This window comes from Zwartia hollandica, assembly GCF_019923725.1.
Classification (GTDB): Bacteria; Pseudomonadota; Gammaproteobacteria; order Burkholderiales; family Burkholderiaceae_B; genus Zwartia; species Zwartia hollandica.
This window is the reverse complement of record NZ_JAHXRI010000007.1, coordinates 289,390-309,732: the sequence shown is the minus strand read 5'-3', so window position 1 is coordinate 309,732 and position 20,343 is coordinate 289,390. Positions and strand designations below refer to the sequence as shown.

At 54.3% G+C, this 20,343-nt stretch carries 16 protein-coding genes, 1 tRNA gene and 1 other RNA gene; 12 read left to right on the top strand and 6 right to left on the bottom strand.

Annotated elements, in window-relative coordinates:
- Nucleotides 1-57 precede the first annotated feature (57 nt).
- Complete coding sequence (gene purM / locus KZZ10_RS09560) at nucleotides 58-1,104, top strand: phosphoribosylformylglycinamidine cyclo-ligase (protein ID WP_259661287.1); 1,047 nt, start codon at nucleotides 58-60, stop codon at nucleotides 1,102-1,104.
- Between the two features lie 24 nt (nucleotides 1,105-1,128).
- Here purM and miaA read toward each other — a convergent pair whose 3' ends face one another.
- The 5 genes from miaA to KZZ10_RS09535 form a co-directional block, all read right to left on the bottom strand.
- Nucleotides 1,129-2,070 carry a tRNA (adenosine(37)-N6)-dimethylallyltransferase MiaA gene (gene miaA, locus KZZ10_RS09555; protein WP_259661286.1) on the bottom strand — a complete coding sequence of 314 codons (942 nt, stop codon included), beginning with the start codon at nucleotides 2,068-2,070 and terminating at the stop codon, nucleotides 1,129-1,131.
- On the bottom strand, nucleotides 2,067-3,878 hold the full coding sequence (gene mutL, locus KZZ10_RS09550; protein ID WP_259661285.1) for a DNA mismatch repair endonuclease MutL: 1,812 nt from the start codon (nucleotides 3,876-3,878) through the stop codon (nucleotides 2,067-2,069). Before mutL ends, miaA begins: the two co-directional genes overlap by 4 nt.
- Before the next feature lie 63 nt (nucleotides 3,879-3,941).
- The gene (locus KZZ10_RS09545) at nucleotides 3,942-5,303 is read right to left on the bottom strand and encodes an N-acetylmuramoyl-L-alanine amidase (protein ID WP_259661284.1); all 1,362 of its coding nucleotides are present in this window, start codon (nucleotides 5,301-5,303) and stop codon (nucleotides 3,942-3,944) included.
- Complete coding sequence (tsaE, locus tag KZZ10_RS09540; RefSeq protein WP_259661283.1) at nucleotides 5,246-5,791, bottom strand: tRNA (adenosine(37)-N6)-threonylcarbamoyltransferase complex ATPase subunit type 1 TsaE; 546 nt, start codon at nucleotides 5,789-5,791, stop codon at nucleotides 5,246-5,248. The genes KZZ10_RS09545 and tsaE overlap by 58 nt, the downstream gene beginning before the upstream one ends.
- Nucleotides 5,792-5,797: 6 nt before the next feature.
- Nucleotides 5,798-6,691, bottom strand: coding sequence for an AEC family transporter (locus KZZ10_RS09535; protein ID WP_259661282.1), 894 nt, complete (start codon nucleotides 6,689-6,691; stop codon nucleotides 5,798-5,800).
- Between the two features lie 50 nt (nucleotides 6,692-6,741).
- Between KZZ10_RS09535 and xerD the strand changes: the two genes are divergently transcribed.
- From xerD to recR, 10 genes are all read left to right on the top strand, one after another.
- Nucleotides 6,742-7,647, top strand: a complete 906-nt coding sequence (xerD, locus tag KZZ10_RS09530) for a site-specific tyrosine recombinase XerD (protein ID WP_259661505.1) — start codon at nucleotides 6,742-6,744, stop codon at nucleotides 7,645-7,647.
- A gap of 43 nt (nucleotides 7,648-7,690) precedes the next feature.
- A tRNA-Arg gene (locus tag KZZ10_RS09525) sits at nucleotides 7,691-7,766 on the top strand.
- A gap of 28 nt (nucleotides 7,767-7,794) precedes the next feature.
- Nucleotides 7,795-9,030: an MFS transporter gene (locus KZZ10_RS09520; RefSeq protein WP_259661281.1), complete on the top strand. Its 1,236-nt coding sequence runs from the start codon at nucleotides 7,795-7,797 to the stop codon at nucleotides 9,028-9,030.
- 15 nt (nucleotides 9,031-9,045) lie between these two features.
- On the top strand, nucleotides 9,046-9,189 hold the full coding sequence (locus KZZ10_RS09515) for a hypothetical protein (RefSeq protein ID WP_259661280.1): 144 nt from the start codon (nucleotides 9,046-9,048) through the stop codon (nucleotides 9,187-9,189).
- Nucleotides 9,190-9,199: 10 nt separating this feature from the next.
- Nucleotides 9,200-11,938, top strand: a complete 2,739-nt coding sequence (locus KZZ10_RS09510; RefSeq protein WP_259661279.1) for a PD-(D/E)XK nuclease family protein — start codon at nucleotides 9,200-9,202, stop codon at nucleotides 11,936-11,938.
- Entirely contained in the window at nucleotides 11,928-15,317 is a 3,390-nt protein-coding gene (locus tag KZZ10_RS09505) for a UvrD-helicase domain-containing protein (RefSeq protein ID WP_259661278.1), read from the top strand. Before KZZ10_RS09510 ends, KZZ10_RS09505 begins: the two co-directional genes overlap by 11 nt.
- Nucleotides 15,318-15,336: 19 nt before the next feature.
- Nucleotides 15,337-15,434: signal recognition particle sRNA small type (gene ffs, locus KZZ10_RS09500), an RNA gene on the top strand.
- A gap of 29 nt (nucleotides 15,435-15,463) precedes the next feature.
- A complete protein-coding gene (gene dnaX / locus KZZ10_RS09495; protein ID WP_259661277.1) occupies nucleotides 15,464-17,134 on the top strand; it encodes a DNA polymerase III subunit gamma/tau in 1,671 nt (556 codons plus the stop codon).
- Between the two features lie 26 nt (nucleotides 17,135-17,160).
- Entirely contained in the window at nucleotides 17,161-17,487 is a 327-nt protein-coding gene (locus KZZ10_RS09490; RefSeq protein WP_259661276.1) for a YbaB/EbfC family nucleoid-associated protein, read from the top strand.
- Nucleotides 17,488-17,496: 9 nt separating this feature from the next.
- Nucleotides 17,497-18,105: a recombination mediator RecR gene (gene recR, locus KZZ10_RS09485; RefSeq protein ID WP_259661275.1), complete on the top strand. Its 609-nt coding sequence runs from the start codon at nucleotides 17,497-17,499 to the stop codon at nucleotides 18,103-18,105.
- Nucleotides 18,106-18,134: 29 nt separating this feature from the next.
- Here the strand turns inward: recR and tal are convergent, their stop codons facing one another.
- Nucleotides 18,135-19,088: a transaldolase gene (gene tal / locus KZZ10_RS09480; RefSeq protein ID WP_259661274.1), complete on the bottom strand. Its 954-nt coding sequence runs from the start codon at nucleotides 19,086-19,088 to the stop codon at nucleotides 18,135-18,137.
- Nucleotides 19,089-19,222: 134 nt separating this feature from the next.
- On the opposite strand from tal, the gene carA reads away from it, so the two are divergent.
- On the top strand, nucleotides 19,223-20,335 hold the full coding sequence (gene carA, locus KZZ10_RS09475) for a glutamine-hydrolyzing carbamoyl-phosphate synthase small subunit (protein ID WP_259661504.1): 1,113 nt from the start codon (nucleotides 19,223-19,225) through the stop codon (nucleotides 20,333-20,335).
- The last annotated feature ends 8 nt before the right edge of the window (nucleotides 20,336-20,343 follow it).

The following is a 20,343-nucleotide window of genomic DNA, read 5'->3' as shown; positions in this document are numbered from 1 at the left end:
ATTGGTGAAAATGATGGTTCAAACCCCACAATTGTCACACAACAGCGATTTTTCTCCATGACTCAACCACAAACTCCTCTTACGTACCGTGACGCCGGCGTCGATATTGATGCAGGTGACGCCCTTGTTGATCGGATTAAACCGATGGCCGCTCGCACCATGCGTGAGGGTGTCCTTGCGGGAATCGGGGGGTTTGGAGCTTTGTTTGAGGTGCCTAAGCGCTACAAAGAGCCTGTGTTGGTGTCGGGTACGGACGGCGTTGGTACCAAGCTGAAGCTGGCTTTTGATTGGCAGCGCCACGATACGGTTGGTATCGACTTGGTTGCGATGAGCGTGAACGATATTTTGGTGCAAGGCGCAGAACCGCTGTTTTTTCTCGATTATTTTGCCTGCGGCAAACTTTCGGTGGATGTGGCAGCGCAAGTAGTCGGCGGCATTGCACGCGGCTGTGAATTATCCGGTTGCGCCTTAATCGGCGGGGAAACCGCGGAAATGCCAGGAATGTATCCCGATGGTGAGTACGATCTGGCTGGTTTTGCTGTGGGTGCAGCGGAAAAGTCGGCGCTGATTGATGGCAAGTCGATCCAGCCAGGCGACGTTGTGTTGGGGCTCGCCTCCAGCGGTGCGCACTCTAATGGCTATTCATTGTTGCGCAAGATTTTGCAGCGTGCTGGGGCAAAGCCAGCACAAGACTTTTTCGGACAGCCTCTTGCCGACGTGGTGATGGCGCCAACGCGCCTTTATGTCAAACCCGTGCTAGCTGTTTTGAAGGAGTTTGGTTCCAAAGTAAAAGGGCTTGCCCATATTACGGGCGGTGGCTTGTTGGATAATGTGCCCCGGATCTTGCAGCCAGGCCTGCAGGCTAAGCTGCAGCGCGATGCTTGGCAAATGCCCAAACTATTCACTTGGCTCCAGCAGCAAGGCGGGGTAGCTGATACAGAGATGTATCGCGTCTTTAATTGCGGTGTCGGTATGGTGGTTGTCGTCAGCGCTCAAGATGCACAAGCGATCAGTCAGGCTTTGACTGCGCAAGGTGAGATGGTCTACAGCTTGGGTGTTATTCAGGGTTGTCAGACAACTGATGCACAGACCGTCGTTGTCTAAGTGCGTGTCGCGGAGGCAGTGGTTTTAATCGAGAAGTCTGCCTACTTCCTGCACAACGGTTTCCTCCGTGGCCGATGCGCAGGCTTGAATGGTTTTTCGTTCTGGCAGACTCCTTAGCCAGGTGAGCTGACGTTTGGCTAGTTGTCTGGTCGCTGCGATGGCTTGCAATCTTGCTTCTGAATAATCAATTTCACCCTCAAGAAGACTCCAAAGCTGTCGGTAACCGACGCAACGGACCGAAGGTAGGTTTGTGTGCAAGTCTCCACGCGCATGCAAAGTTCTCACCTCGTTTAACAAACCCGCTTCAAGCATTTGATCAAACCTCAGAGCGATGGTCTCGTGCAGGATGCTTCGTTCGGTTGGTTCGAGACTTAGGGTCAGAGTCTTGATCGGGATATCTTGCTGCGCTGGTGCGTTGAGCAGCACGGACATGGGGGTACCGCTCACGCGCCAAATCTCTAGTGCGCGTTGGATGCGTTGGCTGTCGTTGGGAGACAAACGCTTCGCAGTTTCCGGATCGACTTGCGCGAGCTGGTCATGCATTGCTGGCCAACCGATCGTTGCTGCGCGTTGTTCTAGCTCGAGCCTGATCGCCGGGTCAGCGCCCGGTAAGTCGTTGAGCCCATCTCGCAGTGCTTTAAAGTAAAGCATTGTCCCGCCTGACAGCAGAGGTATGTTGCCGCGCGCACGTATTTCTTGCACGCAACGTAACGCATCACGCCGAAAGTTTGCAGCCGAATAGGTCTCAAGAGGATCGAGGATGTTTAGCAGATGGTGGGGGGTCTCGCGTTGTTCTGCCTCCGAGGGTTTCGCCGTACCAATGTCCATGCCGCGATAGATGGTTGCCGAGTCGACGTTAATGATTTCGACCGGCCAACGCTTAGCAATCGCGCGCGCTGCAGCGCTTTTGCCTGAGGCCGTCGGACCCGCTAAACAGATCAGCGTTTCGCTCGTGTATTGGCTCATTGGCCGCGCAAAAAGAATTTATCTAAGTCCGATACATTCCAGTGGACCCAGGTGGGACGGCCATGGTTGCATTGGTCAGCACGTTCGGTTTGCTCCATTTGCCGAAGTAGTGCGTTCATCTCTTCGATCGATAGCTGACGATTGGCGCGCACGGCACCATGGCACGCCATCGTCGCAAGCAGCGTATTACGCTGCTCTGTCAGTAGTCTGCTGGCTCCTACCTGTTCGAGATCGCGCAGTATGCCTCGGGCGAGGGCCTCAAGGTCCCCACGCGCGAGCAAGGCAGGCACTGACCGAAGGGTCAGGGCTTGCGGTCCTGAGGCAGCCATTTCAAAGCCGAGCATGGCAAGTTGCTCTTTGCACTCCTCGGCGAGTGCAATCTCTTTATCTGTTACTCGAAACACGACAGGCACTAACAGCGCTTGCTGAGGCAACGTCTGTGCGTCGAGCGCGTGTTTGAGTTGCTCGTAGACTACGCGTTCGTGCGCCGCATGCATGTCGATTAGGGCGAGTCCTGAACTTGTCTGCGACAAGATGTAGATGCCGTGCACCTGCGCTAACGCACGTCCCAGCGGCCAAGTGGGAGCGTCTTGGGCCACCGGTTGGTACAGGGTTTCCCAGTCTTTAAGTCCCCCTGCGGTGCCTGTGGGCTCGCGAAGATGCAAGGCAGCCTGCGAAGTCGGTTGCCATGTTGCCTGCCCCGGCGGAGCAGATGATGAAAAGGACGAGGCTGTGTTGTAGGGCGTTTGGGTGTTGCCAATGTGCGACCAAGATTGCGCACCCTGATCTGTGAAGACTGCAGGGTTGACTTGGTGCGCACCCGCTGTGCCGGACAAAGCTCGGGTGATGGTGTGCGATACAAAGCGGTGTACCGCACCTGTGTCGCGAAAGCGGACCTCGTGTTTTGCTGGATGTACGTTGACATCCACTGCGCTTGGATCAATCTGTAAAAATAATACAAAGGCCGGCTGACGATCGCCATGGAGTACATCCGCGTACGCACTCCGTATGGCGTGTGACACGGTACGGTCGCGTACATGTCGACCATTCACAAAGAGGAATTGACGATCTGCGCGCGCGCGTGCTGCGGTTGGACGTGTGATGACCCCTAGCAGTGAAATTGGACCACTCTCGGCGTTGACTTCGATGCCGTGTTCGTTGAATTCGTCACCCAACACATCACTGATGCGTTTGAGTGCCGATGCGGGTAACCATTGGCGGACCGCACGCTCATTATGAAAAACGCGAAAGCTAACTTCAGGAAAGGCGAGGGCAATGCGCTCAATTGCATCAATGCAGTGTCCGAACTCTGTTGGTTCAGCGCGAAGAAATTTACGCCGTGCAGGAACGGCGTCAAAAAGATACTTAACCTCGACGGTTGTTCCTTGCGCACCCGCTGCGGCCACTGGGCTTGTTGAGCCAGGTGCCAGGCTCCAGGCGTGATCGGCATCGCGCGTACGTGAGATGAGCGTTAGCTGCGAGACTGCTGCAATCGAGGCGAGCGCTTCACCCCTGAAGCCCATCGAGTGCACGGATTCCAGTTCATCAAGCGATGTGATTTTGCTCGTTGCATGACGCGTCAAAGCAAGTGCAAGTTCATGAGGGGGAATTCCAGCGCCGTCATCAATGACTGCGATGCGTCGAATACCCCCGGCTTCAAGGCGAATCTCAACAGACTGAGCACCTGCGTCGACCGCATTCTCCACGAGTTCCTTGAGCACAGAGGCAGGTCGCTCAATGACCTCGCCGGCTGCGATTTGGCTAATGAGTAAGTCGGGGAGAGCGCAGATGGGGCGGCGGTTTGGCATGGCAGGCGCAACAAATATGAAGCACCTATTTTAGAGCTATGTCGTGGCTCTTGCGGCTAAAACCTAACGCGAGGCGATCAAGTGGGGATTTGCGGCGAAGAAGCGATTGATGCCGCTATGCAGTGCCTGTGCAAACTTATCCTGTGCAGCCTGGCTACGCAGCATGCGCTCTTCTTCCGGATTGCTGATAAATGCTGTTTCGACCAAGATGGATGGCATATCAGGCGCTTTCAGTACTGCAAAGCCTGCCGACTCAACCTGAGGTTTGTGTAAACGGTAAACATTTTTCAGTTCGTCGAGCATCCGCATGGCTAGATTGGTTGAATCTTTGATTTGGGCGCTAGTAGATAGATCAAGCAAAATTTTTACAATATTTTGATTTTGCACATTGAGGTTTACGCCCCCGATCAAGTCCGCGGCGTTTTCTTTCTGAGCCAGCCAGCTCGCGCTTGTGCTCGAGGCCCCGCGTTCTGACAACACATAGACCGAGCTACCTCCTGCAGTGGGACGTACAAAGGCATCTGCGTGAATTGACACGAATAAATCAGCCTTTACACGACGCGCTTTTTCAACACGTACGTGTAAGGGGACGAAATAATCGCCATCTCGAGTCAAGTAGGCGCGCATTCCAGGTGTTGCATCGATCCGCGCTTTTAATTTCTGAGCGATTGCGAGCACAACGTTTTTCTCGTAGGTGCCGCCTTTACCGATTGCGCCTGGGTCTTCTCCGCCGTGTCCGGGATCTAGCGCGATCGTTATGGTGCGGCCACGCCGATTGTTGGGCTGTGGTGCGATCTTCGCTTCGATTGGGGGCGCAACGGAGTTTGGGATGACAGGCATCGTTGCCCTGCCTGTGCCCTTTGGATTGCGTCCGATATCTTCAAGAATGCGCGCCAGTGGATCTTCTTCCATCTTCTGCGGATTCTTTTTTAGAAGCGCGGCGAGGGGGTCTTGCGCGTTCTTTGGATACAAGTCTAGAACCAGTCTGTACTTGTAATTCCCAACCGGCTTGAGCGTAAACACTTGCGGTGCTATCGCTTGTTTCAAATCAAAAACGATACGCACGACATTCGAGCGGTTCTGCGCCACGCGTAGCGATTGAATGTAGGGATCATCAGGTCGAACTTTGCGCACGAGCTCGTTAAGTGCGGGGTTGACATCCATACCTTGAATATCAACGACCATACGATGTGGATTTTCGAGAGTGAAATGTTCCGCGCGTAATTCACTATCAAGCTCTAGCGTCACGCGAGTGTATTCGTCTGCAGGCCAAGTGCGCACAGCGAGTAACTGTGCGGCCATCGCAATGCGCGGGATAACTGGGAGTAATAAAAGAGTCGTGGCGGCGCCCAGGAGGCGACGTCGGCTTAGCGCTCGTGTGTTTGACGGCTCACCATCAAGAGAGGAGGCAAAGCGTTGATCCATGAAAGCCCTTTTTCTGAATACGCACTAAGTGTGACTATGCGGCCTAATCCGGCATAGCTGAGCTCGATCAGTAAGTCTGGGTCGCTCAGCAAATTACCTGCGCGCTCTGGCCATTCAATCAAAATGAGCGCGTTGTTTTTAAAGAGATCGCGAAACCCTGCATCTAGCCAATCGGCATTTTCGCTAAATCTATAAAAATCAAGATGATAGAAGTATAAGTTAGAAACTTCATAAGATTCAAGTAGTGCGTAACTTGGACTCTTAATTCGACCAGGAATGCTGCACTGCCGCAAAAGTGCTCGCACAAGTGCTGTTTTTCCCGACCCTAAGTCACCTTTGAGGTGAATGCGACCACCCGCAGCGGGGCCTGGTTGCAGTTTTCCATGCGAATCAGTGGTCAGATCAGCGGCTAGGTGTGCAAGTGCATGGCCAAGTGCGTCGGTTGCGTGTTCGTCCGGAAGTTCGAGCGTAAGCGGTGGGTGTGTCATGTTGATTCAGGAGATAAGCGACAACCAGACAGGCAGCGTTAGCGCTGAGAGAGGAATCCCGATGGAGATCAGCAGACTGACTGCGCGCGCATCACCGCCCATGCGTACGGTCAATACATAGGCAGCGGTTGCTGGTGGCATGGTGGCGAACAAAATTAACATTTGTCGTTCTAACGCATTGAGAGTGAAAAGATCGCATACAAACCATGTGCAGATCGGTAATGCGACGAGCTTGATCGATAACATCCAACCAATGAGTTTAAAGTTCGTCTGCCCTGGCTCCCAAGTCAAACTCGCACCTACGCACAGAATGCCGAGCGCGATGGCCGCAACTCCAAGCTTGCCAAACAATACATCGATAAACTGCGGTAATTGCAGTCCTGCAAGATTGAACATTAGCCCAAGAACTGTCGACACAAGCAAAGGATTGCGCAAGAGCGCACCTACAAATCCGACACCCTGATGTCGCGCGAGTGCGTAGATCGCAGCGAGGTTAACGATAGGCACGGCAAAGCCAACGATCAGAGCCATTACCGCTTGCCCAGGCGCCCCAGCCAAGCCCGGGGCCAGCGCGAGGGCAATGTAGGTATTGAATCGGTAGCCGCACTGTGCCACCGAAGCCATCGTAAAAGAGGGCGCACGTAGGATGGGCCAGGCAAGCCACGACAGGGCGATACCACATGCCGCGACAGAGGCTGTCGCAAAAAACAACTCTGCCGCAGCGCTCATCGAAATCGGCACGCGGACAATCGATTGAAATAGCAGAGCAGGAAACAAGACGTAGTAAATCAGCTTCTCAAGACTATTAAAAAAATCGCGAGAAAAGCCAAATTTTCGGTTGAGTAACCATCCGAAAATAATGATTAGAAAATCGGGCAGAACAAGTAATGCGGGGGACATGAAATGGAGTTGCTTGTCTGAGACATGAATGGACTGAATGCTACTATTGTCTGGCCATGAGTGCACCTGAGTCCGCCGCGATTAGTGCTTTTATCGATGCCGTCTGGCTCGAAGACGGTTTGTCGACGAACACGCTTGCCGCTTATCGACGCGATTTGGTCGCTTTTGAACAGTGGTTACTGCTTGAGCGCGGCCTAGATATTGATCACGCGCAGGCGGGTGATCTTCAGGCATGGTTCGCGGCAAAACATGCGGAAACGAAACCAAGTACGGCAAACAGGCGGCTAGCAACGCTTCGCCGCTATTACCTTTGGGCTCTTCGGCATCAGCGTGTTTCTGTGGATCCTTGTTTGCAGCTGACGTCGGCCAGACAAGCTTTACGGATACCCAAAACCTTGTCTGAAGGCCAGGTTGAGGCGTTGCTCAAGCAGCCACCCTTGCACACGCCACGCGGCTTGCGCGATCGTGCGATGCTTGAGGTCTTATACGCGACGGGTTTGCGTGTCTCAGAGTTAGTGGGTTTAGCGGTGTTGGACGTGAGTCTTGGGGACGGTGTGGTGCGTGTCGTGCAGGGTAAGGGTGGCAAGGATCGCCTCGTGCCACTCGGGGCTGAAGCCGCGCACTGGATAACGACCTACCTTAAGGAGTCTCGACCGATTCTGATGGGCGCGCGCACAGCGCCCGCCCTGTTTGTTACCGCACGGGCCGCCCCAATGACGCGGCAGTCGTTTTGGTTGCTTATTAAGAAATACGCGGTGTTGGCGGGTGTGCACGCGCCCTTGTCGCCGCACGTCCTGCGTCACGCCTTTGCAACCCATTTGCTGAATCACGGCGCAGATTTAAGAGTCGTGCAGATGCTGCTCGGACACGCAGATATCTCGACGACACAGATTTACACGCATGTAGCCCGAGAGCGACTCAAATCCTTACATGCGCAGCATCATCCTCGGGGCTAGTTCAAGCGCCTGCTGAGTGCGCACCTTGTTAAACTAGGGCCACGCCGCCGTAACTCAGTGGATAGAGTACCTTCCTCCTAAGAAGGGAGTCGGACGTTCGATTCGTCTCGGCGGCGCCATTTCCTCCCCTTTTCGTAGCAACGCAACATGACGCAAAACGCAGAAAACCGTAATCCTGGCTTGCTCGAGAACCCCCTGGCGTTCCGAACGATCGTGCTCGGCACCTTGATTGTGTTGCTAGCGATGGGTATCCGCGCAACGATTGGGCTATTCATTCAGCCGATGGGGCTAGAGCGGGGATGGGGGCGCGAAGTGTTTTCGATGGCGTTCGCTCTGCAGAATCTTGTTTGGGGCTTTGGCGCGATTGGCGCTGGCATGATGGCAGACCGCCTGGGTTCCGGCCGAACAATTGCACTGTGCGTTGGTTTCTATGTGATCGGTCTTCTGGGCACAAGATTTTCTACGACGGAACTTGAGTTGTATTTGAGTGCGGGAGTCTTGATCGGTTTGGGGCAAGCCGGAACGACCTTTGCAGTGATCCTGCCTGTCATTGCGCGAACAGTTCCTCTTTCTTCACGCAGCACCGCGATGGGGATCGCAAGCGCCGGCGGATCTCTCGGTCAGTTCCTGGTCGTTCCGACAGGTCAATTATTGATTGACACACTAGATTGGAGTGGCGCTTATTTGGTTCTCTCGATCGTGTTTGCCGCAACACTCCCGCTCGCATGGTTTCTTAGAGGGAAGCCTGGGGCGAGCACGGGCCCAGAGCAGTCGATGTTTTCTGCAATTGGACAGGCGCTCAAACACCCCACATTTCATTTTCTGTTTTGGGGATACTTCGTTTGTGGATTTCACACCGCTTTCATTACCTTGCATCTACCTGCCTTTGTGGTCGATAAAGGCCTGAACGCGAGCACCGGTGCGTTCGCCATTGGTCTGATTGGATTGTTTAATGTGTTCGGCTCTTTCACGGCTGGCAAACTTGGTGGTACCTACAGTAAGAAAAATCTGCTCGCTGGGCTTTACGCTTCGCGAGCGGTTTGTCTCATCTGGATTCTTGTGATGCCAACCTCTCCTTGGGTTGTTTATGTTTTTGCAGCATGGATGGGTGTGTTTTGGCTGGGCACCGTTCCGCTGACACAAGGCCTGATTGGTCAGATTTATGGCTTGCGCTTTGCGGCAACGCTCTCGGGTATGGTTTTCTTGGGCCACCAACTTGGCAGCTTTACGGGTGTCTGGTTAGGTGGCCGTTTGCAGGCAATCACGGGAAGTTATGATTTGGTTTGGTGGATCGCCATTGCGTTAGCTCTCGCTGCCTCAGCCTTGTGTCTTCCCGTGCGTGAGAATCCAATCAACGTTCAACAGCTTGCCAAAGCGGCTTAGAGTTCTAGAGGTGTTATGCAACGACGCACCAAGCAACGATTAATTTGGGTCACGGCCAGTGTGGCGTTGAGTGTGGTCATGGTCGTTGGTCTCATTGGATACACGACACCAGGGATGCGTCTGAACTGGGAAACTGTTGCCTCGCTCTGTGGCTTCTGATCCGCAAACCATGCGGCCCCCGACGCAATACCCTGTCGTGCAGGCATCCAACCTTGGGATGCATGCCGCACGAAATGTGTTTGTCTTAACGGTAAATAATCGTTTGGCGCGACGCTTGATCCAGTTGCTCTCACAGCAGCAGTCGGCGCGTGGACAGAGCGTTGCTGAGATGCCAGAGGTGATGCCCTGGTCGGGCTGGGTGACCCACCAGTTAACGCGCGCTAGCTTCGAAGAGTTTTTGACACCTTACTCTCGTCTGCTTGATGGTTTTGAGGCCCAGCTTTTGTGGGCACAAGTCATTGAGCAACTTGAGGGCGACAACGCATTGCTTGATGTTTATCAAGCAGCAGCGATGGCGCTTGGAGCTGATCAGTTAATTCAAGAGTGGCAGATCGATGTTTTTGCATACGAATACACCGAGGAATATGCTCGCTTCCTTCAATGGCGTGACGCTTACCGCGAGCGCCTGCATGCATTGGACGCTCTGGATACGAGTAGCGCACTGACTCGCTTGGTTCAGTATGTTGAGAACGGTTTGCCGTTGCCTGAACAAATCGTGCTCGCAGGCTTTACGGAGATCTCTCCGCGGATGAGGACCTTGCTCGAAGCACTCGTTGCACGCGGCGTTGTTGTTTCAACGCTGCTAGAAGATGTGCCGCAAGAGTCTGTCGTGACCAGAGTCCAAGCAGCTAGCACACAGGCTGAGTGGTTGGCTGCCGCAAACTGGGCGCGTGCGCAACTCGATGCACAGCCTGACGGACGGTTTGCAATTGTTGCTGTTTCCCTAGACGCACAAGCAGCCTTTGCACGACGTGTGCTTGAAACAAGTTTGAGCGATGTAAACGGTGCTCGCGCACATGCGTTCAATGTGGCGGTCGCGCGGCCATTGTCCGACTGGGCAGCATGTCGTGCTGCATTGGCTTGGTTGCGTACGTTTGTTTTGATGAAAGAGCAGTTTGGTGCAGCGCCAGTCGATCTTGGTGCTGCATTGTTATCTGGACACTGTATTGGACATAGCGTGGAGCAGGGCGCGCGCGCCATGATCGATGCGGGCTGGCGTCAGTGGCAGGTGAGTCGTGTCTCATTGGCTGCTTGGACTACAGCGATAGAGCCTCTGCACCAGCTATCACCTGCTTGGCAGCGCGCGTGGCAGGATTGGCAAGCGCTGCCTCGCACGATGGCGTTGCATCGGTGGTCGGTTGTGTTTCGGGCCAGCTTAGCGACGCTCGGCTTCCCAGGGCGCGGTACGCAAAGCTCTGCGATGTATCAGGTTCTTGAGGCGATTGATGGCTTGCTTGAGCGTTTTGAATCACTCAGCACACTTTTTTCGTCGATACCGTCCTCTGAGGCCTTGAGCATTTTGAGCCGCCTATCTCGCACAACGATGTTTCAACCACAGCGAGATCCTGGTGCCCGTCTAGATGTCTTAGGTCTTCTTGAAGCCGAAGGGGGGCAGTGGGACGGGGTATGGATACTTGGCTTAACCGACGAGGTTTTGCCTGCCGCGACAAAGCCGAATCCATTGATCCCGATGGCGGCTTTGCGTCGCGCCCAAGCTCCCCGAGCCACACCTGAGCGAGAGATTCAATGGGCCCATCAAATTTTTGCCAATCTATGCAAAGTTGCACCGATTGTCACGGTGAGTGCTCCCCGCCTTGATGGTGAACGAGCCCTTCGCCCTTCGCCGCTGATTCAGAGCCTTATCCCCACGGAGATGCTCGATGACCCGATGATTGAGCCATTTGTGGGGGGACGTATTTCTGGCTTGGAAGTGTGGCAGGACGACAAAGGCCCGCCACTTGAAGCCGGCGAAAAGGTGACGGGCGGAGTCTCTGTGCTGGAAACGCAGTCCATCAATCCTTTGTGGGCTTTCTTCCGGCATCGTCTCGGTCTCAAGGGACTACCTGCCTACGGCGAGTTACCGCAAATGGCGTTGCGCGGAAAATTTCTGCATCGCGTCATGGAGCGCGTATGGGAAACATTGCAGGACCAAGATAGTTTGAAGCTTGCAATCGCACAGGGCACTCTTTCGCTACGACTCGATCAAATTGTCGAGGCAGTCGCGGCAACTGAGCTCAGCGCGTACGACACGACTTTACGAGAGCTCGAGACTAAACGTGCAATTCGCTTGGTGAGTGAGTGGCTGTTGCTCGAGGCGAATCGTGCGCCTTTTGTCGTTCAGGAAATTGAGCAAAAGCGTCAGCTTAATGTCAAGGGCTTAGTGCTTGATGTGCGATTAGATCGTCTGGATCATCTTGTCTCTACGGATTCAAGTGACCGAGTCACGCGTCTTGCAGTAATAGACTACAAAACTGGACAATCGTTATCCGGAGTGTTGAAGGACTGGGAAAGCATTCGTCCAGTTAATTTACAAGTTCCGGTCTACGCTGCGATTCTTGATACGCAGACAGCCTCTGGCGATGAGGCGCGCAACCACATCAGTGCCCTAATGCTAGTGCGTCTGCATGCAAAAGGTTGTGCCGCAGTCGGGCTCGCAGAGCAAGATGATCTCGAATTGAAGGGCTTGAAGACGCTTGCCGAAGCGAAATATCAGGATGCAGACTGGCCTCTTTTGCTTTCACGCTTACGCGCTGTGATCGAAATGCTCGCGCAGGAGTTTGTGCAGGGAGAGGCGCTGAATCAGACTTGGAAGACGGCGAATTTAGAGTATTGCGACCTATTGCCGCTCTTGAGGTACTACGATCAAAGTGAAGAAGACGCGCAGGGAGGTAGCGACGATGACGTCTAACCAACCGCCGTCAGACGCCCTGATCCGTGCGAGCGCGGTTGACCCGCGGCGTTCTTTTTTGGTGCAGGCCCCTGCAGGTTCTGGAAAAACAGAGCTGCTAACCGACCGCATCTTGGCTTTGTTGGCAACGGTGAGGCGGCCAGAAGAAATTGTCGCGATCACCTTTACCCGCAAGGCCGCCTCGGAAATGCATGATCGCGTCCTTAAAAAACTCTCGGACGCGATGACACTGCACGAACCGCCAGAGGCCGAACATGATCGGCGCAGCTGGTTGCTTGCGCGTGGCGCTCTGCAGCGCGATAAAGAGTTTGGTTGGAATTTGCTTGAGTACCCTGCGCGTTTGGCGATTCGAACGATCGATTCATTTTGTTCCGGGTTAGTGCGCAGCATGCCGTGGCTATCATCGATGGGAGGACTGCCTGTCGTCGCGGAGGATCCGGATATTCACTACCAGGCTGCTGCGCGGGCGACGATCGCCATGGCTGGTCAAGAGCATGGGGTCAAGCGGTTGCTTGAGCACATGGATCTGGATATTCAGGCAACATGCGACGCGTTGGCCTCAATGCTGGCGCAGCGAGATCAATGGTTGTCCTTGCTTCAAGAGGGTAACGATCGCTCCCTCTTGGAAGCTAATTTTGAGCAGACCGTATCCCAGCAGCTTGAACGACTACTTTCGGAGATGCCACCAGGATGGTGGCAAGACCTGGCACCCTTGGCCCGTTTCGCCGCCGACAATCTAAGCCGCGACAAACCTGAGCACCCGGTCTGCGCCTTGTCGGGTTGGAGCGACGGCCCCCTAGAGGCGGATGCAAGCGACCTGGAGCGTTGGCGAGGGTTGGCAGCCTTGTTGCTCACTGCAGGTAAGGCAGTTCGTACCCAGATCAGTGTAAGGATTGGCTTTCCACCCGGGGCGGCCTTTGCTTCGGCAAAACAAGCTTTTGCGCAATGGCTTGAACCCTTTCGCACTGAGCCAGTGCCGCAGTGGGTCGAGCGCTTGGCAGAGATCGCTCAGACGCCTAGTCCTGTGTTTAGCGAAGATCAGTGGGAGATCCTTCAGGCGCAATTGCAGTGTCTGCGGCTAGCTGCTGGTCAACTCACCGTGCAATTCATGCAGACCGGTGAGGTGGATTTCACTGAAATTGCGAGAAGAGCAGATCTTGCCTTAGGTCGCGTCGATCAGCCTAGCGAACTCTTGTTGCGACTGGACTCAAATATCCAACACTTACTGATCGATGAGTTTCAGGACACGAGCCAATCGCAAATTCAACTAATCGAGAAAATTACCGCCGGTTGGCAACCCGACGATGGACGGACTGTGTTCTTTGTTGGCGATCCGATGCAGTCGATTTATCGATTTCGCAAAGCTAATGTCAGCTTGTTCTTGCAGGTTAGGGATCACGGGCTACGCGCCTATCGTGACGACTGTCTCATACCTGAATATTTGCAATTAACTGATAATTTTCGATCGCAAGCGGGGATTGTGCAGTGGGTTAACAAGACCTTTAAACCTTTGTTCCCGCAGAATGACGATGCTGAAGTCGGGGCAATCTCTTATGCGAGCTCAGCACCTTTTAAGGCCGCGTCGCCGGGCGATGCGGTGCAGTTTCATCATGCTTGGGTTGGGGCATCGCCCAGCGCGCAAGACATTGTGGTCGACTTGGTTCGTCAAGCGCTTGCGCAGTTTCCAGAGGCGAAGCATCCTGTCGCCGTGCTGGTTCGCGCCCGCTCGCATCTTAAGGATGTGACGCGCTTACTCACCCAGGCGGGCATTGCTTGCCGAGCTGTGGATTTGGTGCCTCTTGGTAAGCGACCGTACGTAATAGATTTGCTTCAGATTGTGCGGGCAGTCACACATCCTGGTGATCGTGCCGCATGGGTTTCTATTTTGCGATCCGCATACTGTGGTTTGTCTTTGAAGAGCCTGCATGCGTTGTTTGCTCAGCACTCGAGACTTTCAGTGCCTCAGGTCCTGCATCGCTTAATGCACGTACCGGACGATGGCCAAATGTGTCAGGCCGAGAAAATATTGGAGCCCTCACAGTTTGAACGGCTTTGTGCGGTGGCGCCTGTCTTACTTGATGCGCTTGAAACAGATGATGTGTTGCCTTATGCCTCGCGGCTGCAACGGGTGTGGCGAGATCTCGGTGGTCCTGCGCTGGCACAGTCGCCAGCGGATTTGCTCGATGCTGAAAGTTTGTTTGGCCTCATTGAGCGCTTGGCACCCTATGGTGGCTTAGATTTAGGCGTACTTGAAACACAGATCAAAAAATTGTTTGCATCGCCTGGAACGGATGCTCAGGCTGTCGAAGTGATGACGATGCACAAATGCAAGGGCTTGCAATTTGAGTCAGTGATTTTGTATGGACTGCACCACGGGCCTTCGAACGATAAGATTCCCCTCGTTTACTTTGAGCAGGTCGGTTCGAAGTTGATGCTCGGACCGATTAAGCCACGTGCCAGCGAGGAGCATGATCCTATTTCACGCTATCTTGGGTTGCGCGAGAAACGCCGCGGTGATTTTGAAGTGGACCGTTTGCTTTATGTTGCGGCGACACGCGCGAAAGAGAGTTTGCATCTCATTGCTGAGGTCTCTGTCAAGGACGGTGTGATCGCCAAACCTGCAAGCGGGAGCTTGCTCAGCAGGTTGTGGTCAAGCTGGCCGTCTCTTACAGTCCCGCCTGATTTGCTGAACGCGAGCGGAGCCTCGGACCCGATCCCCGCCCATCGCGGGTCAGACCTGTTGAGACGTGAGCGGACTGCTGTGTGTGCCCAGCGCGATAAAGCGAAGCAGCATTTAAGCAGAACCATAGCGTCTGGATTGGGCTATTCGCAGGGATTTACCTGGCCCGCCGTCAAATCCCATGAACGTGTCCTTGGCACCTTGATCCACTCTTGGCTAGACCATTTAGGACGGCACGCTGGCCAAGGATGGACCGTTGAGAAGCTGTGGGCGCAGCGTGGACGACTTGAAGTGCAATGCCAACAACTTGGTTTACCTCAAGAAGCGATTGCTGAGCTGGCGCAGGAGGTTCTTGAAACGCTGTCGGCGATGCTGACGAGCAAGCAAGGCCGAGCGTTGTTGAGCGCTTTGGATGCGCGTCGTGAGTGGGCGCTCTTGGATGCAACTGGGAGGGTGTCTGTACTTGACTTGGCGATCTCTGAGCCCGAGGGGTGGTTGGTGGTTGATTACAAAACTGGTCGCCCAGCGCCGCAAGAGAGTCATGAAGCGTTCGGTGCCCGTATGTTGGCGCGGTACACACCGCAGTTGGCACGCTACTGTGATCAGGTAAGCGCCTTTGATGGCCGCCCGGCGCGGGCAGCCCTTTATTTTCCGCGTGATGACCTCTGGTTTGACTTTGATCCGCGTGCAACGGGCTAGCCCTGCTAGAATTGAGGTTGGCGGGCCCCTTCGCATGGTTCGGCGGCAAACCTGGTCAGGTCGGGAACGAAGCAGCCATAGTCGTGCAGAATCAGTGCCGAAGTCAGGCTCGCCTCTTTAATTTCCGTTTGTGGTCGGTACAGCTCATGAGTTATCTGGTCCTTGCGCGCAAATGGCGTCCCCGCTCGTTCGATACTTTGGTCGGACAGGATCATGTTGTCCGCGCGCTGACGCATGCCTTGACGACGCAGCGTTTGCACCATGCGTGGTTGTTTACGGGTACCCGCGGGGTGGGGAAAACGACCCTATCGCGCATCTTGGCAAAAGCACTCAATTGCGAGAAAGGCATCACCGCAACTCCTTGTGGAGTGTGTCAGGCTTGCACTGAAATCGATGAAGGTCGTTTTGTCGATTATCTTGAGCTAGACGCGGCGTCCAATCGTGGCGTCGAGGAAATGACGCAATTGCTTGAGCAAGCTGTTTATTCCCCAAGTGTAGGGCGTTTCAAAGTCTACATGATTGATGAAGTTCACATGCTGTCGGGGCACGCATTTAACGCGATGCTCAAGACGCTTGAAGAGCCGCCGCCTCACGTTAAGTTCATATTGGCTACAACGGATCCGCAGAAAATACCGGTCACCGTGTTGTCCCGTTGTTTACAGTTCAACCTTAAGCAGATGCCGGGTGAGGCGATTGTGGGTCACCTTGAAAACGTTCTGGCTCAAGAGCAGATGCCGTATGAGGTCCTAGCGCTCAGATTACTAGGGCAGGCCGCTGGCGGTTCCATGCGCGACGCATTGTCCCTGACGGACCAAGCAATCGCCTACAGTGCCGGAAACCTGACCGAGGAAGCGGTGCGTGGCATGCTAGGCACGATCGATCAGCGCCACTTGGTACGCTTGCTTGATGCGCTTCAGGCTGGCCAAGCCTCGACTGTGCTCGAAATTGCGGATGAACTGGCGACTCGGGGCTTGTCGTATCGAGCCGCCCTTGCAGATTTAGCCATCATGTTGTCCCGTATTGCGATTGTTCAAAGAGTGCCGCAGGCGGTGGACCAGACGGATCCGATCGCGACCGACTTGTCGCGCTTTGCGACGAGCTTACACGCTGATGTGGTTCAGTTGTTCTACACCGTCGCGGTGCATAGTCGTAACGAACTGGTCCTCGCACCCGACGAGTATGCTGGGTTTGTGATGGCGTGTTTGCGTATGTTGGCACTAGTGCCGCGCGGTGCGCAAGAGCCAGAAAAGCTTCTCCCAGCTGAGCCTGCTCCACAGCGAGTCATCGACTCGACTCCGGTCGCCGCACCAAACCAAGCTGCTGGCGCAGTAGTCGCAAAGCCCTTAGCGGCAGTGGTCGCTTCCGTCAAAGCACCAACCGTCCAGAGTGCGACGCCCACGCCAGCGCGTGCGCCGTCATCCGATGTTGTATTGCCTGAGCCTTGGGCTGCATTTTCTGCCAAATTACCGTTGACCGGCATGGCCATGCAACTCGCTCGCCAGTCCGAATGCGTAGCCGTCAAAGGGCGTGCCATCTTGTTGCGAGTGTCTAACAAAGCGCTGTCTGAAGGTGTGCACGCAGAAAGGTTGCGCGTTGTACTCAAAGAGTTTTTTGGTCAAGACGTGCAAGTTGCCTTTGAGGTTGGAGTCGTACAAGGCCAATCTGCGCACGCGCTGGATCAGGCTGAGCAACAGACCCGCCAACAAGACGCCGAGGCTTCTGTTCAGATTGATCCCTTTGTGCAGGCGTTGGTAAAAGATTTTGGCGCGCAGGTTGTCCCGGGTTCTGTTCATCCTGGGCAGTCAAATTCAATTTAAATCACTCGTATTGAGGAATCTCTATCATGATGAAAGGGCAGATTGCCGGTTTGATGCGCCAAGCGCAACAAATGCAAGAAAATATGAAGAAAGCGCAAGATGCGCTCGCTGATATTCAGGTCGAGGGTGCTTCGGGTGGTGGTCTGGTAAAGGTCACCATGACCTGCCGTCATGACGTCAAGCGTGTCGTGATTGATCCGACCCTGCTCGCCGACGATAAAGACATGCTCGAAGATCTGGTCGCGGCAGCGTTTAATGATGCGCTACGCAAAGCAGAGGCGACTTCCTCCGAAAAAATGGCGGCTGTGACGGCCGGTATGCCTTTGCCGCCCGGAATGAAACTGCCTTTCTAATTTCATTCTATGGAAAACTCGACATCAGAGCCGCAGCCGCTACTCGCCTTAGTAGACGCCTTGAAGCGACTTCCTGGTGTGGGCGTGCGCACCGCACGACGGATGGCCTACCATTTGCTTCAACATGATCTGCAGGCAGCTCAGCAATTAGGTCAGGCCCTGACCAATGCTGTGGAGCGACTGCAGCATTGCGAGCAGTGCAATGGTTTTACTGAAGTTCCAATCTGTGCAACTTGTTTGCATCCAGAGCGCGATAAGACACTGCTTTGTATTGTCGAGACACCAGCAGATCAAAACTCAATCGAAGCCACACATGGTTACACCGGCCTCTACTATGTTTTGATGGGGCGGCTGGCTCCGCTCGAAGGCACCGGTCCCGATGAGCTTGATTTCGATCGCGTGCTCGCGCGCGCGGCGGATGGGATCGTTCAGGAGGTCATTCTCGCGACGAACTTTACCGCTGAGGGCGAGACAACGGCGCACTATTTGTCTGAGGCGTTGCGCACACGCGGGATAAAAGTCACAAGATTGGCCCGCGGAGTACCTGCAGGTAGCGAAATCGAATACGTTGATGCGGGCACCGTTGCCTGGGCCCTCATGGAACGTAAGCCAACCTAAAGTCGTTGCGCCAAACCAGCAAAAAAGTTTTAGCGCTGGGCTTCGATCAGGCTATCGAGCTTGCGCGCATCAGCCACGAAGGCGCGTATCCCTTCAGAAAGTTTTTCGCTCGCCATGGCATCTTCGTTCAAGAGAAACCGAAAGGCCTGTTCGCCTGGCGGTAGACGTTGCGCAGGATTGGCGCGTGCAAAGTCCTTATTTAGACGAGAAGGCACGACGCCTTGATCCGTCGACAAGCTTGCAAGTAGTTCTGGACTAATCGTGAGTAGATCGCAGCCAGCAAGCGCCAAAATTTGACCTGTGTTTCTAAAGCTCGCACCCATGATTTCGGTGTCGATGCCAAAATTTTTGTAATAGCTATAAATACGCGATACGGACAGTACACCGGGATCCTTGACGCCGCTGTTGGCGGTCTCGTCCCAGGCTGTGCCTTGTTGTTTTTTGTGCCAATCGTAAATACGTCCGACAAAGGGCGAGATCAATTGCACCTTTGCATCCGCGCACTCAACGGCTTGCACCAACGAGAAGAGTAGGGTGAGATTACAGCGGATCCCCTCGGCCTGTAGGACCCTTGCAGCTTGTATGCCTTCGTAGGTTGCCGCGATCTTGATGAGAATGCGCGTGCGATCAAAGCCTGCCTTCTCGTACAGACCGATGAGGCGGCGAGCTCGCTCGATGGTGCTGCGCGTGTCGAAAGAAAGTCGCGCATCGACTTCGGTCGATACGCGTCCGGGGACGATATTCAGAATTTCTGTACCAAAGGCAACCAATAAGTGATCAACAATGTCGGGCGTGCTCGCGGCTACGTTGGCACGCACACAACGCTCGAGCATTGGCTTATACGTGTCTTGTTGGACTGCTTTGAGGATCAAAGAAGGATTGGTTGTCGCGTCCGTGGGCTGATAGCGCCGCATGCCCTCAAAGTCACCTGTGTCGGCGACAACGGTCGTTTGGGATCTTAAGGATTCGAGAAGGCTTGGCATCGGGTTATACTTCCAAGGTTTGCTTACTGATTTTGACGCCGGGGTTGATTGTGCTGCCTAATATATTCCACGAAATAGAGCTAAAAAATGCTAAGCAAAACGCTTTTAAGCAGAACTCTTCCACGGCGCGGCCACTGGCGATTTTAGCGCTCGCGGACGGAACCGTCTTTCAGGGCGTTTCGATCGGTGCTGAAGGCCATACGGTGGCTGAGGTGGTTTTCAATACCGCCATGACCGGATATCAAGAAATCCTTACTGATCCCAGCTACAGCGGCCAAATCGTCACACTGACCTACCCCCATATTGGTAACACCGGAATTAATCCCGAAGACGTTGAGTCCAGCAAAGTACATGCAGCTGGGTTGATCGTGCGTAACTGCCCACAGTTGCTCTCCAATTTCCGCTCGACCCAATCTTTGCCCGATTATTTGAAGTCCCAAGGCATTGTTGCGATTGCCGAGATTGACACAAGAAAGTTGACGCGTATTCTGCGTGAGGGCGGTGCGCAAGGCGGGTGCATTTTGGTGGGCGACGATGCCAAGCGTGCGCTCGCGTTGGCTGCGACATTTCCTGGCATGTCCGGCCAAGATCTGGCAAAAGTTGTTTCGTCGACTGCTTCGTCTTCCTGGACCGAAAGCACCTGGGCCTTGGGCGAGGGCTATGGCAAGACCGACGGCAAGACCCCTCATGTTGTGGCCTACGATTTTGGTGTGAAGTCAAACATCCTGCGCCTGTTGGCTGAGCGCGGTTGCCGCATTACGGTGGTGCCAGCGCAAAGTTCGGCGGACGACGTTTTAAAACTCAATCCTGACGGTGTGTTCCTATCAAATGGTCCTGGGGATCCTGATCCCTGCGATTATGCAATCGCTGCAGCCAAAGTCTTCCTCGAGCGCAAGCTGCCCTTGTTTGGTATTTGTCTTGGGCATCAGATCATGGGCTTGGCGCTCGGCGCAAAAACAGTAAAGATGAAAACCGGTCACCACGGTTCCAATCATCCCGTGCAAGATTTGGCGACAGGTCGTGTGTTCATCACTGCGCAAAATCACGGTTTTGCAGTCGATGCCAAGACGCTTCCGAAAAATGCACGCGTCACGCACGTCTCTCTGTTTGATGGAACCTTGCAGGGTTTTGAGTTGACGGATCGTCCCGCTTTTTGTTTTCAGGGGCACCCCGAAGCAAGCCCAGGACCGCACGACATTGTTGTTCTGTTCGACAAATTCATGAGCCTGATGGCTAGTAAAAAATAAAGAGTCAC

What these genes read in the sequence shown, in the direction of transcription:
- KZZ10_RS09490 (WP_259661276.1), top strand. Translation starts at nt 17,161, where the DNA reads ATGATGAAAGGGCAGATTGCCGGTTTGATGCGCCAAGCGCAACAAATG.
- dnaX (WP_259661277.1), top strand. Translation starts at nt 15,464, where the DNA reads ATGAGTTATCTGGTCCTTGCGCGCAAATGGCGTCCCCGCTCGTTCGAT.
- KZZ10_RS09505 (WP_259661278.1), top strand. Translation starts at nt 11,928, where the DNA reads ATGACGTCTAACCAACCGCCGTCAGACGCCCTGATCCGTGCGAGCGCG.
- recR (WP_259661275.1), top strand. Translation starts at nt 17,497, where the DNA reads ATGGAAAACTCGACATCAGAGCCGCAGCCGCTACTCGCCTTAGTAGAC.
- tal (WP_259661274.1), bottom strand. Translation starts at nt 19,088, where the DNA reads ATGCCAAGCCTTCTCGAATCCTTAAGATCCCAAACGACCGTTGTCGCC.
- KZZ10_RS09520 (WP_259661281.1), top strand. Translation starts at nt 7,795, where the DNA reads ATGACGCAAAACGCAGAAAACCGTAATCCTGGCTTGCTCGAGAACCCC.
- KZZ10_RS09510 (WP_259661279.1), top strand. Translation starts at nt 9,200, where the DNA reads ATGCGGCCCCCGACGCAATACCCTGTCGTGCAGGCATCCAACCTTGGG.
- purM (WP_259661287.1), top strand. Translation starts at nt 58, where the DNA reads ATGACTCAACCACAAACTCCTCTTACGTACCGTGACGCCGGCGTCGAT.
- tsaE (WP_259661283.1), bottom strand. Translation starts at nt 5,791, where the DNA reads ATGACACACCCACCGCTTACGCTCGAACTTCCGGACGAACACGCAACC.
- KZZ10_RS09535 (WP_259661282.1), bottom strand. Translation starts at nt 6,691, where the DNA reads ATGTCCCCCGCATTACTTGTTCTGCCCGATTTTCTAATCATTATTTTC.
- miaA (WP_259661286.1), bottom strand. Translation starts at nt 2,070, where the DNA reads ATGAGCCAATACACGAGCGAAACGCTGATCTGTTTAGCGGGTCCGACG.
- mutL (WP_259661285.1), bottom strand. Translation starts at nt 3,878, where the DNA reads ATGCCAAACCGCCGCCCCATCTGCGCTCTCCCCGACTTACTCATTAGC.
- KZZ10_RS09515 (WP_259661280.1), top strand. Translation starts at nt 9,046, where the DNA reads ATGCAACGACGCACCAAGCAACGATTAATTTGGGTCACGGCCAGTGTG.
- KZZ10_RS09545 (WP_259661284.1), bottom strand. Translation starts at nt 5,303, where the DNA reads ATGGATCAACGCTTTGCCTCCTCTCTTGATGGTGAGCCGTCAAACACA.